The organism is Pseudomonas sp. F007, from assembly GCF_057814275.1.
Genome location: NZ_JBVATA010000005.1, coordinates 224,703 through 237,127, shown reverse-complemented (window position 1 = coordinate 237,127; position 12,425 = coordinate 224,703). Strand labels below are relative to the sequence as shown.

Sequence of the window (12,425 nt, the reverse complement as noted above, 5' to 3'; positions counted from 1 at the left end):
TGGAATCGTTTAGCGTAAGGCTTTACAGCAAGTGTTCAGACTGGCGTCGGTTGTCGGTTGTTTTATCGGAAATTTCCGACAGACAGGGGTTGGCGCAGACAGCATGGATTCCCCGGTTTATCCTTGTCGGCCGTCTCTCGTTGTCACTCAGCGCTCGAATCCATCCGAGCCATGTTCATTGAAGGTCCATTTCGTTTGTCAGAGTTGCCCGATACCCCCGTCCACCAGGCTCCACGCGCCAATCCCCTGTCCCTGTACCTGGCGCGTCTCGCGCCCTCCAGCCAGATGACCATCCGCTACGTGCTGCAGGATGCCGCTGACCGCCTGGGTTTCGATGAACTGAATATCGAAGACATTCCCTGGCACCAACTGCAGCCTGAAGATGTCATCGCCCTGGTGGCGGCACTGCGCAGTGACGGCTACGCGCCCAATACCTCGTCGTTGTACGTCAACGCGGTGCGCGGGGTAATGAACGAAGCCTGGCGCATGAGCCTGATCAGCCAGGATCACCTGCTGAAGATCCGCTCGGTCAAGGGCATTGCCGGGACGCGCCTGTCCCAGGGGCGCAACCTCAAGCGCACGCTGATCCACGACCTGATGGCCGTGTGCGCCGCCGATCCACGGCCCCAGGGCAAGCGGGATGCAGCGGTGATTGCCTTGTTGTATGGCTCGGGGATGCGCAAGTCGGAATCGGTCAACCTCGACCTGGCCCAGGTCGACTTCAACGAGCGCAGCCTGCAAGTGACCGGCAAGGGCAACAAGCAGTTGATCAAGTACGCGCCGACCTGGGCGTTCGACAAGCTTGAAGCCTGGCTGGAGCTGCGCCGCTCATTCCTGGTCGAAGGCCAGGAAGACGATGGTTTTCTGTTCAATCGGATTCGCCGCGGCAGCCACATCACCCGCGAGCGCATCACCAAGCATGCGATCTACTACATCGCCCGCCAGCGTGGGACCCAGGTTGGGGTGAAAATCATGCCCCACGACTTCCGCCGCTCATTCATCACCCGAGTGATCGAGGAGCACGACCTGTCGATCGCGCAGAAACTGGCGCACCACAGCAACATCCAGACCACCGCCAATTACGACGTGCGCGATGACAATGAACGGCGGCGCGCCGTTGACCGCTTCGATCTTTAGATTTATCAGCAGGTTACCGTTAAATCATAAGGTAACTTGTGAGCTAATGGGTTCATTGTCGTGCACCACGGTGTCAGCCAGCACATGGGCATCCCCCAGGGCTGATATGTGCACCGTGCTGCCGGTTGGAGGCGCACCGATGCCCGAACTGCGCACCAGCAGCGAGCGATTGCCCGGATGCCCGTGCAGCGGACACAGCCGGGTGTGCAGTTCGACGGTCAAGGTGCAGACATTGCCGCCGAAATCGCGCTCGGTGACCACCCCTAGGCAGCCGTTGGCCTGGTGCGCCGGGCCTGAGTGCGGCACCAGATGCAACTGTTCGGGGCGCAGCATGATGTGCGCCGGGCCGCGATGCAGCGGATTGTTGACCTGAATCCGCCCCAGGTCGCAGGTGGCCCAGCCGTCTTCGACCCGCGCCGGCATCACCACCGCGTCGCCGAGGAAAAATGCGGTCTGGCTGTCGTGGGGGCGCAGGTACAGGTCCATCGGCTGACCGGCCTGCACCAGACGACCGTGGCGCATTACCGCCAGTTGGTCGGCGAACGACAGCGCTTCGGTCTGGTCGTGGGTCACCAGGATGGTGGTCACGCCAGCATCCGACAGCAGCCTGGCGACCATCTTGCGCATCGACGCGCGCAAGCCGGTGTCCAGCGCCGAGAACGGCTCGTCCAGCAGCATCAGTCGCGGCCGTTGCGCCAGCGCCCGGGCCAGCGCCACCCGCTGTTGCTGGCCGCCCGACAACTCATGGGGCCAACGCTTGGCCATGTGCGGCTCGAGCACCACGCTCTCCAGCAGTTCCTCGATGCGCTGCTGTTTCGCCGCCGCCGTGCCGGACAAGCCGAAGCCGATATTGCCGGCCACCGTCATGTGCGGAAACAGCGCGCCGTCCTGGGGCACGTAGCCGATCGAGCGCTGGTGGGCCGGCACCTGGGTAGTCGCATCCACCAGGGTCTGGCCGTTGAGCTGGATGCTGCCGGCGTCGGGAAACTCGAAGCCGGCGATCATCCGCAGCAAGGTGGTCTTGCCCGACCCCGAGGGTCCGACAATCGCGGTGCGGCTGCCGGCCGGCACCGAAAGACTGACATCGTCCAGAGCCGGCAGCTTGCCGAAGCGCTTGAAGAGGGCGTTGAGTTCGAGGGCGTTCATCGGCCTGCCGTGCGTTTGGATTGGTGATAGAGAAGGGCGGTCAAGGGCAGCGACAGCAGGATCATCATCAACGCATAAGGCGCTGCCGCCGCGTAATCGATTTCGCTGGTCATCGCCCAGAAGCCGGTGGCCAGGGTGCGGGTGCCGCTGGGTGACAGCAGCAAAGTGGCGGTCAGCTCATTGCTGATCGCCAGGAACACCAGCGCTGCGCCGGCAGCCGCTCCCGGTGCCGCCAGGCGCAAGGTGATCAGCCACAGCGCCTGGCTCGGCGAGCGGCCGAGGCTGCGGGCGATGTTTTCCAGTTCCACCGGGGCCTGGGCGATGCCGGCGCGCAAGCTGACCAGGGCCCGCGGCAGGAACATCAGCAGATAGGCCAGCAGCACGGTGACTGTGGTCTGGTAGATCGGCCGGGCGTAATGGATGGTCACCGTGACCAGGGCCAGTGCAACCACGATGCCGGGCAACGAACTGGTGATGTAGTTGCAGCTTTCCAGCAACCGGTGCAGACGGCCAGGGGCGCGGATCGACAACCACGCCACCGGCACCGCCGCCAGTGTTGTCATCAGCGCGCCGAAACTGGCCAGCCACAGGGTCTGTTTGAGTGCCGGGAGGATTTCGTCCATGCGCCAGACTTCGCTGCCGCCCGCCATCAGCCATTGCGCCAGGGTGATCAAGGGCACGCCCAAGGCCACCAGGCTGGTGAGGATGGGCAGGGACAGCGCCAGGTAACGGGTGCGGCCACGCAACAATTGCGTGCGCTGCAGACGGGCACTGCCGGAACCGACCCTGGCATACCGTGCCTTGCCCCGCGCCGCCGATTCGACCGTCAGCATGACCAGGCAACACAACGCCAGCACCCCGGCCAGCATATTCGCCGCCGGGCCGTTGAACGATGACTGGAACTGATCAAAGATCGCCGTGGTGAAGGTGTCGAAGCGAATCATCGCGTACAGGCCGTATTCGGCGAGCAGGTGCAGGCCCACCAGCAGCGACCCCCCGCAGATCGCCAGGCGCAATTGCGGCAGTACCAGGCGCACGAACACCGCCCAGGGCTTCAGCCCGAGGGATTCGCCAACGTCTTCGATGGCCGGGTCCAGCCGGCGCAAGGTCGCCGCCACCGGCAGATAGAGGAAGGGGAAATAGGCGATCACCGACACCAGCACCGCGGCAAGCAGCCCGTGAATCGGTGGCACCAGGCTGACCCAGGCATAACTGTGAACGAACGCCGGTACCGCAATCGGCGCGATCGCCAGCACAGACCACAACCGCCGCCCCGGCAGATCGGTGCGCTCGGTCAGCCACGCCAGGGCCACCCCCAGGACAATGCACAAGGGCAGGGTGATCAACACCAGCAAGGCGGTGTTGATCAGCAATTCGCCGACCCGCGGGCGAAACACCAACTGGACGATGGTCGCCCAGCCGGTTTGCAACGAAACGCCAATGACGAATGCCAGGGGGATCAACGCCAGCAACGACACCAGGATCGACGCTGCGATCACCCCATTGCCGACGCGTTGCCGGGAAACCGGACGCAGGGCCGCAGGCGTTGCCGTGCGGGCAACGTCGCGGGTATCTGCTAGCGATACGGGCCTGGACATGGGCTTACAACAACCCGGCCTGGGTCATCAATTCAACGGCTTTCTTGCTGTTGAGCCGGGACACATCAATCGCCGGGGCGTCGAGTTGCGCCAGCGGCACCAGTTTCGGGTTGGACTGGGCGTCCTTGCCGACCGCGTATTCAAACGACTTGCCGTCCTTGAGAATCGCCTGGCCGTCCTTGCCGGTGATCCACTTGAGGAACGCCTGGGCTTCTTCCTGGTGTTTGCTGGAGGCCAGCACGCCGCCGCCGGACAGGCTGACAAAGGCACCCGGGTCCTTGTGCTTGAAGTAGTGCAGCGCGGTGTTCTTGCTGTTTTCCCCGGTCTTGTTCTGGTCGACGAAGCTGTAGTAGTGGTAGATCACGCCAGCGTCGATCTGCCCGGCATTCACCGCCTTGAGCACCGAGCTGTTGCCACGGTAGGCGGTGGCGTTGGCCTTCATGCCCTTGAGCCATTCGAGGGTGGCCGCTTCGCCCTTGAGTTCCAGCACTGCGCTGACGATCGCCTGGAAGTCGGCGCCGGCCGGCGAGGCGGCCCAGCGACCTTTCCAGGCCGGGTCGGCGAGATCCATCAGGGACTTGGGCAGCGCGGCTGCATTGAGCTTGCTGGTGTTGTAGACGAACACCGTCGAGCGCGCAGCGATCCCCACCCATTTGCCGTGTGCCGGCCGATAAGGCGCGCCGACTTGCTCCAGGGTCGCTGGCGCTACCGGGGTGAACAGGCCGGCATTCTCCACCAGCACCATCGAGGGCGAATTTTCGGTCAGGAACACATCGGCCGGCGAGGCCGCGCCTTCCTGCACCAGTTGGTTGCCCATCTCGCTGTCATCGCCGTTGCGCAGGGTGACCTTGATCCCGGTTTCACGGGTAAACCCTTCGACCCAGGCCTTGGTCAGGCCTTCGTGCTGGGCGTTGTAGACCACGATCCCTTCAGCGCTGGGCGCTGCGTAAACATGGCCGGCGCCGAGCAGGGCGGTAACGAGAACGGCGGCCTTGAGGCGCGCGGGGAGGCGAGGATTCATGAGCGGCGTAACTCCTGCGGTGGTTATGGAATCGTTGGCGAGCCTCACATCCCGTTCCGCAGTCCGTGCAGCTTGCGCAAAAGATGCGAATCATTCGCATGAATTTCGTGGGCTGGCAATTTAGTGTGGGTGATGAGAAAAAAACGTCAAATAAATCGTTAATCAATGTTGTTTGTATTTGCATTCGAAAGGTTGGTGCGCAAGTACGAATGGTAATGCCTATTATTAATGTTTATTTCCGTTCAAGGATCCCCTAGACTCCGCCACCGCGTGTACCAAACGGCCAGCAACGAATGGCTCATAACAAAATGTCGCGGGGGAGCAGGGCGTGTATTTCAAGAAGAACACCATCACATTGGCCATCGGCTCGGCGCTGCTGCTCGGCAACAACGCCTGGGCCGCCGAACAGGGCGCTGCGCTGGAACTGGATTCGGTGATGGTCACCGGCGAGAAGATCAACCGCACCCTGGAGCAGACCCAGTCCAGCGTGGTCGTGGAAACTGCTGAAGACCTGCGCACCCATGGCGACAAGAACCTGGTGGATGTGTTTGCCCGTACCCCCGGCGTGTTTACCCAGGCCGGAAACGAAAACTGGGGCATCCGCGGCGTGCCGGTGTCGGGCTTCGACGACCAGGGCCCGGCGACCCTCAACGGCGCCGTCTCGGTGTTCATCGACGGCGCCCAGCAGCCCAACCGCGCCTTGACCTTCAGCCCCAACCAGCTGTGGGACACCCAGCAGGTCGAAGTCTTCCTCGGTCCGCAGTCCACCACCCAGGGCCGCAACTCACTGGCTGGTGCGGTGGTGATCCAGACCAACAACCCGACCTTCGAACCGACTTTTTCCGCCCAGACCAACGTCGGCAACTACGGTGAGCGTGGCCTGGCCGTCGCCGGTGGTGGCGCCATCGTCGACGACAAGATCGCCGGACGGATCGCCATCGACCGTCAGGACGGTGATGGCTACATCGACAACCAAGCGCGCAACGATGACGCCAACCCCCATCGCACCAGCAATGCCCGCGGCAAGCTGCTGGTGTTGCCGAACGACGATACCGAGGTGTTGCTGACTTACGCCCACAGCGAGAACCGTCAGGGCGACAACTCGGTGGTGCGCGAAGGCGGGCGGGTGCGCTACTACAAGAACCAGTCCAATACCGAGCCCTACGACAACCTCAAGCAGGACACCCTCAGCGCCAAGGTCGACTATCGCCTCAACGACACCTGGACCCTGACCAGCCTGACCGCCAACACCCGCTCCGACTACAGCGCACGCCTGGACTTTGACCAGGGTGCCGATGCCAACGACGTGATCCTGCGCAAACAGGACGGTGACCTGTTCAGCCAGGAACTGCGCCTGGGCTATCAGGACGATACGGTGCGCAGCTTCGTCGGCGCCTACTACGGCCACACCACCAACAATTTCCACGATCGTTTGTTGTTTGACGGCGAGCTGTTCGGTACCGCCAAGGGCGACACCACGATCGAAAACCAGGCGCTGTTCGGTGAGATCAACTGGACCTTTGCCCCGCGCTGGACCTTGATCACCGGCTTGCGTTTCGATCACGAAACCAACGACACCGACATCAAGCAAGACGACTTCTCGGCGCCGGCCAAGGTCAGCAATTCGTTCAATGCAGTCCTGCCCAAGGGCGGCATCGACTATGAACTGGCCACCGATCAGTACCTCGGCTTCATGGTGCAGAAGGGCTATCGCGGCGGCGGCGTCAACGTTCGCGCCGGCAGCGGTCACCAGGCCTACGATCCGGAATACACCACCAGCTACGAGCTGTCGTACCGTGGCGCATTCCAGGAGAAGAGCCTGCGTGCCCGTGCCAACCTCTACTACACCGACTGGAAGGACCAGCAGGTCAGCGTGGTCAGCCGCGACGACGACCGCTTCGTCAACGTATTCAACGCCGGGCGCAGCGACATCAAGGGCCTGGAAGTGTTTGTCGAGAAGGACCTGAACGAGCAACTGACGCTGAACCTCGGCGCCGCCTACACCGACGGCAAGTACAAGGACTTCGTCACCGGCGACGGTCAGGACATGAGCGGCGAATCGTTCCTGTACTCGCCCAAGTACAAGGCTACGGTCGGTGGTACTTATCGCTTCGCCAACGGCGTGACCTTCAACAGTGACGTCGTCTACCAGGATGGCGCGCCGTCGCAGTACGAGTTCGACTCAACGGGTCAGGTCTCGGGCCAGCGTGACAGTGCGGCCTACGTGCTGGTCAACTTCAACACCGAGTACCAGATCAGCAAAAACGTCGCGGTGTCCGGCTACCTGAAAAACGCCTTCGACCACGAATACATGACCAACAACCGCGCCGGCAACACCGTCGACGTCGGTGCACCTCGCACCATGGGGCTGGTGTTGCGGTACGACATGTAAAGGTCATTTCCTGCTGGCCTGCAGATTGTGCAGGCACCACAGCCTCTGTGATCGACATAAACCCACTGTAGGAGCTGGCTTGCCAGCGAATAGGGAGTGTCAGCCAGCGATGATGTCGGCTGTATCACCGCCTTCGCTGGCAAGCCAGCTCCTACAGGGGTTTGCAAGCAGGCCCACCGCTACAGACCACCAGGAATAAACGCCACCGTCCCTTCCTTGCGCGGCGAAAGCAGGCGTTCGCCGTTGTCCGGCTGGCTGACCACGACCTGGTGATCGGCGCTCAGGTAATCCAGCGGCAGCGGCTGGTCGCGGCGCATCTGCGTGACAATCACAGTGCGTTGCGGGTCCCACACCTGCCCACTGGTTTTTTCCAGCCAGGCCATGAACTGTGCGCTGCTGCCCTCGCGGGGGTAGTCCTGTCCGGCGTCGACGTAATAAAACGGCGCACCTTGGTTTTGCAGCGCCAGCGGCACCTTGTTGTCGACATCGATCATGACTATCCGCCATTGCGCCCAGGGAGCAATGCGGCTGGCTTGCTCCCTGACATCGGCACCGAACTGTGTGACCCCACCGCCGAGGTTGCTCCAGGGCGCCATCACCCCGAGCACCAGCAACAGCAGCACCGTGGTGGTGGCGATGCCGATCCGCAGCCCCTTGCCCGTCACCTCGCCAGACGCAGCCCGCAGCGCCCAGCGCCGGGTGATCCACCACGCGGCCAGCAGCTGCGCAAAGGGCACCAGCGGCAACACGTAATAACTGCGGCGGCTGCCACTGGCCGTGAAGAACAGGAACAACAAGCCCAGGCCAAGGACCAGCCATCGAGTATTGGGCTCCAGGGTCCGCCAATTGCGCAGCGCCACCCACACTCCCAGCAACCAGAACGGCGCCCACGGCAGGGTATAGACCGGCAGGTAGATCAAATAGGTGTAAATCGGTCCGAACTGATCGAATGGCTGGAAGAAGCGTACGACGTTTTCCCGAAACACCAGTTCCAGGCCGCTTTGCTGGTAGGTCGGGGCGCCATACACATGGGACAGCCAGAACGGCACCGCATAGATCAGCACCGCCAACAGCACGGCGGCGCACAGGCGCAGATTGAGGTGGCGGCGCCAGCGTCCCGCGCTCAGGAGATGGGGGAGCAGCAGCAAGCCGGGCAGGATGAATCCGATCAGGCCCTTGAACAACGAGGTCACGGCAAGTATCAGGAAGAACCCGCAATAGCGGCTCAGTCGCGTGTCATCCGGCCCGCGCCAGTACCACCAGACGGCGGCGAGGACGCCGCACAAGGTGAGGATGTCGGCGGTCGCCACCCGCGCCCAGAACACGAAATAGAAGGTGGTTGCCAGCAGCCAGCCCGCCACCAACCCAGTGCCCCGGCGAAACAGTTGTTCGCCGATCAAGTACACCAGCCACACACTCAACCACGCCGCCAGCACCGACGACAGGCGCAGCGACCAATGGCCCAGGCCACCGGTCAGCCAACTGCTGGCAGTGATCAGCCAATAGGAGGGCAGGGGTTTGTCGTAATAGGCATGGCCCATCAGGGTGGGATCGAAGTAGTTGCCGCTTTGCAGCATCTGCAGGGCGATATTCGCCCAGCGGGTCTCCGGCCCCCACAATTCCCGAGTACCAAGACCCAGCAGCAGCAACAGGGCGCTGGTGGCGAGCAGCAGTATCAGAGCGCGGCGATCGTCGTGGCGTGAAGTCATCAAGGGTTCCGCGCTCATGGCTGCTGGGGGAAAATCAGGATGAGCAGGTTGCCCCGTTCATAGCGTTGGCCGTCGGTGGGCAGCAGCAACACTTCCTGTTCCTCAAGGGCACTGTTGACCCGCATCACTACGCCGACGGAGCCCTCTTTGCGCGCCGCGCTCATCCATTGCCCGATGCCAGCCAGGTCGATTTTGCGCGCTTGGGCCTCGGGAAAGGAGGTGCCGTACTTGAGCTCGCCAACCGTGTTGTACAGGTCGACCTGCGCCCGATTCAGGCGCCACGACAGAGCGGAAGCGGCGCCCAGGTCGTTACTCAGCAGCGAACGGGTTTCACTCAATGCCTGCTGATGTTCGGCAATAAACTGATCGGGCATTTTGTCGTGCACCAGTGAAGCCGGCATCGACGCCGGCAGCAGCGCCACCAGCAGCCAGATGCCCAGCGCCGGCGCGGCCCACAACTGCAAAGGACGCAATGCCTGCAGCGCGTTGGCGAGAATCCAGCCGACCAGCACGATAAAGCCCAGGGACAGGGTAAACATTTCCTCGTGACCGAAGATCGGCTTGCGCAGTTGCAGATAAATCAGGCCCACCAGCGCCACAGTGGCAATGGTCACGTTGAGCAGACCGTTGATACGCAGCACCCGGCCTTTGCCCTGGTTGATCCGCTCGATCAGGGCACTGGCCATCAACAAGGCCAGCGGCAGCAGGCAGGGCATGATGTAGGTGGGCAACTTGCCCTTGCTCAGGCTGAAAATGCCCAGGGGCAGCAACAACCAGAGCAACAGAAAGCCCACCGTGGATTGCCGGCGGGTATTCCAGGCCTGGGCCAGCGTGGTTGGCAGCAGGGCCGCCCATGGCAGACTCGCCGCGACCATGATCGGCAGGAAGAACCACCAGGGCCGGGCATGCTGGGCGTTATCGGCGGCGAAACGGCGAACGTGCTCGTTCCAGAAGAAGAAGCGCCAGAAGTCCGGTTCCTGACTGTGCACCGCCAGGGCCCAGGGCAGGCTCACGGCGATCGCCACGATCATCGCCAAGGGCCCGTAGCGCAACAGTTCGGCAAAACGCTTTTGCCAGATCATATAGGGCACAGCGACCACCACCGGCAGCAACCAGGCGAGAAAGCCCTTGGTCATGAAACCCATGCCGCAGGCAATGCCGAGCAGTGCCCAGGCAGCCAGGCGGCCACGTGCCGTAAGGTTATTCAGGGCCAGCCACAGCGCCACCAGGCTCAGGTTGACCCACAAGGTGAATTGCGGATCGAGGTTGGCGTATCCGGCTTGGCCGGCGATCAGGCCGAAGCTCATGTAGAGCAGGGCGGCGGCGAAGGATTTGCGCGGGTCGTGCCACAGGCGTCCGGCCAGAAGATACGCCAGGTACACACTCAACCCGGTGCTGAGGGCGGAGGCAATGCGCACGCCGAACAGGTTTTCACCAAAAATCGCCTGGCCCAGGGCAATCATCCAGTACCCGGCTGCGGGCTTTTCGAAGTAGCGAAAACCCATGAAGTGCGGCGCCAGCCAGTTGCCGCTGTGCAGCATTTCCTGGCTGACCTGTGCGTAGCGTGGCTCATCGGGAATCCACAGGCCGTGGGACACCAAGGGCAAGAGGTAGAACAGGACAAAGGCCACAAACAGTCCGCCCAATGCCCAGCGCCGGGTGGTCAAGTCCGTAACATTCGCCGCGTGCAACGACGTGAACGTGGTGCAAGTGCTCTTCATGAGGCAACCTTGTTGGCAAAAGACATGAGCACAACCGCGCAGCAGCGCGCTGTACGGTTGTAAAAGTTGGTTACATGGCGGGTAGGATTCTAGGAAGTGAAAACTGTCCAAATGCTGTAAGCAGGGTTAATTCACTGGATAAACCGGGCTAATTTGTTGCTATTTATTTTTCAGCACGATAGGCCAGTCTTCGGTATTCAAAGTACCCAGCACCTGAAGTTGTCCATCCGGCCTGATCGCCACAAACAATGCACTGGTGTAGGCGGCTTTCATGGCACGCCTGAAACCACTTTGTGCCTCGAATTCGCTGATGCAGCCGCTGTGAGTCACCAATACCAGATTGCGTCCGGCGCTTTTGTGCGCCACGACTTCATCGCGCAGGGTCTCGCCGCAGGCTGCCAGCCATTCCTGTTGGGTGACCTCGCGAGCGAACATCGAATGTGCGGTTTGCACGGTCCGGGTGGTGGGGCTGGTCAACACGTCCGTGCGCTCCAGGCCCAATAGCCTGAAGGCCTTGCCCACATCGGCAGAGGCTTGCTCACCGACGCGAGTAATACCGTCTGGCGGACCCAGGCAGGGGTTGTTCGACTGGTCGCAGCGTTCGGCATGGCGTACCAGGACCACCAGATCGCCAGCCTGCCACTGTTCGACGAGACGGCTCTCGGCCAGACGATTGCCCTGCGCCAGCAAGGTTGGGGAGCGTGGCCACAGCATCAGTCCCATTACCAGGACGGCAGCACCTAGCACCAACAGGACGAGTATCCATTTCAACAACGGATGTTTGCGAAGTGTTTGCAAGAACGTTGTTGACAACGCGCTATTGGTCACGGAGTTCACCCGTCATTGGTTGTCTTTAAACAATCAGTTCAATTGGTTGGATGCCATGAATGGCCGATTAATAGTTGGCACTTTGCCGAGCGGCAGGTGGGGCGGAGGTGAAACTAATGTGAAAAAATTGAAAGTACTAATCTTCAAGTATTAAGCGATGTGAATCATTTTAATTAACGGCTGCTGAGACTGCCGCTGGTCGGGTGGTGGGTGGCCGGTGTCGATCCGCCGCCAGGCCAGCCGACTAAACAGCACACCCCATGTTGATCAGGAGAACGACCATGTCCTACGTTGATGGATTTGTCATTGCAGTGCCCACCGCCAAACGAGAGGCGTTCCGCCAGCACGCTGAGCGCATGGCGGTGATCTTCAAGGAGAACGGCGCGCTGAATGTCAGTGAGTGCTGGGGTGACGATGTGCCGGAAGGCAAGGTGACGTCGTTCCCGATGGCGGTGAAGCGCGAAGCAGGGGAGAGCGTGGTGTTCTCCTGGATTATCTGGCCTGACCGCCCGACCCGCGACAGCGCCATGGCTAAATTCATGGCCGACCCACGCCTGCAGGCCGAGGGCAATCAAATGCCGTTCGACGGCCAGCGCATGATCTTTGGCGGATTCGAGCGGATTGTGAATGTCTGAAAGATGCGCCGCGGGCCGGCCTCCGAGTCAGGCCCGCGTACGATTATTCCGGTGAGGTTATCCGGCAACTCTTGCGATTGCGGATCTCGTTGTCTGACGGCCGTTGCTTGACGAACTCGAAGCGCGGTTCGCCTTCATTCCAGGTCACCAGCCAGCCCCAGTCCAGTTCCGATTCATCCTGGCCGGGTTGTGGCGGAAATTCCCACCAGGGTTCCTTGCTGAGTATCTGGCGCATTGA

The 12,425-nt window shown here is 61.8% G+C and carries 10 protein-coding genes; 3 read left to right on the top strand and 7 right to left on the bottom strand.

What is annotated here, in order from left to right:
• The first annotated feature begins 285 nt into the window (after positions 1-285).
• On the top strand, positions 286-1,137 hold the full coding sequence (locus ACZYR5_RS13935) for a site-specific integrase (protein WP_489090811.1): 852 nt from the start codon (positions 286-288) through the stop codon (positions 1,135-1,137).
• A gap of 24 nt (positions 1,138-1,161) precedes the next feature.
• Here the strand turns inward: ACZYR5_RS13935 and ACZYR5_RS13930 are convergent, their stop codons facing one another.
• Genes ACZYR5_RS13930 through ACZYR5_RS13920 form a run of 3 tightly spaced genes read right to left on the bottom strand, consistent with a single transcriptional unit; the run spans position 1,162 to position 4,902 of the window.
• Positions 1,162-2,283, bottom strand: coding sequence for an ABC transporter ATP-binding protein (locus ACZYR5_RS13930; RefSeq protein ID WP_489090550.1), 1,122 nt, complete (start codon positions 2,281-2,283; stop codon positions 1,162-1,164).
• On the bottom strand, positions 2,280-3,881 hold the full coding sequence (locus ACZYR5_RS13925) for an ABC transporter permease (RefSeq protein ID WP_489090549.1): 1,602 nt from the start codon (positions 3,879-3,881) through the stop codon (positions 2,280-2,282). The genes ACZYR5_RS13930 and ACZYR5_RS13925 overlap by 4 nt, the downstream gene beginning before the upstream one ends.
• Before the next feature lie 4 nt (positions 3,882-3,885).
• Complete coding sequence (locus ACZYR5_RS13920; RefSeq protein ID WP_489090548.1) at positions 3,886-4,902, bottom strand: iron ABC transporter substrate-binding protein; 1,017 nt, start codon at positions 4,900-4,902, stop codon at positions 3,886-3,888.
• 328 nt (positions 4,903-5,230) lie between these two features.
• Here ACZYR5_RS13920 and ACZYR5_RS13915 point away from each other — a divergent pair, with 328 nt between their 5' ends.
• Complete coding sequence (locus ACZYR5_RS13915) at positions 5,231-7,294, top strand: TonB-dependent receptor (RefSeq protein WP_489090547.1); 2,064 nt, start codon at positions 5,231-5,233, stop codon at positions 7,292-7,294.
• A 179-nt stretch (positions 7,295-7,473) separates the two neighbouring features.
• On the opposite strand, the gene ACZYR5_RS13910 is transcribed toward ACZYR5_RS13915, so the two are convergent.
• The 3 genes from ACZYR5_RS13910 to pmrG all read right to left on the bottom strand — a co-directional run bounded on the left by ACZYR5_RS13910 (position 7,474) and on the right by pmrG (position 11,552).
• Positions 7,474-9,003, bottom strand: coding sequence for an ArnT family glycosyltransferase (locus ACZYR5_RS13910; RefSeq protein ID WP_489090546.1), 1,530 nt, complete (start codon positions 9,001-9,003; stop codon positions 7,474-7,476).
• A gap of 14 nt (positions 9,004-9,017) precedes the next feature.
• A complete protein-coding gene (gene arnT, locus ACZYR5_RS13905) occupies positions 9,018-10,724 on the bottom strand; it encodes a lipid IV(A) 4-amino-4-deoxy-L-arabinosyltransferase (protein ID WP_489090545.1) in 1,707 nt (568 codons plus the stop codon).
• A 159-nt stretch (positions 10,725-10,883) separates the two neighbouring features.
• Positions 10,884-11,552 carry a lipopolysaccharide core heptose(II)-phosphate phosphatase PmrG gene (gene pmrG, locus ACZYR5_RS13900; RefSeq protein ID WP_489090544.1) on the bottom strand — a complete coding sequence of 223 codons (669 nt, stop codon included), beginning with the start codon at positions 11,550-11,552 and terminating at the stop codon, positions 10,884-10,886.
• Between the two features lie 281 nt (positions 11,553-11,833).
• On the opposite strand from pmrG, the gene ACZYR5_RS13895 reads away from it, so the two are divergent.
• Positions 11,834-12,187 (top strand): DUF1428 domain-containing protein, encoded by a 354-nt coding sequence (locus tag ACZYR5_RS13895; RefSeq protein ID WP_489090543.1) that lies wholly within the window; start codon positions 11,834-11,836, stop codon positions 12,185-12,187.
• 43 nt (positions 12,188-12,230) lie between these two features.
• Here ACZYR5_RS13895 and ACZYR5_RS13890 read toward each other — a convergent pair whose 3' ends face one another.
• Positions 12,231-12,422 carry a hypothetical protein gene (locus ACZYR5_RS13890; protein ID WP_489090542.1) on the bottom strand — a complete coding sequence of 64 codons (192 nt, stop codon included), beginning with the start codon at positions 12,420-12,422 and terminating at the stop codon, positions 12,231-12,233.
• Positions 12,423-12,425 lie beyond the last annotated feature (3 nt).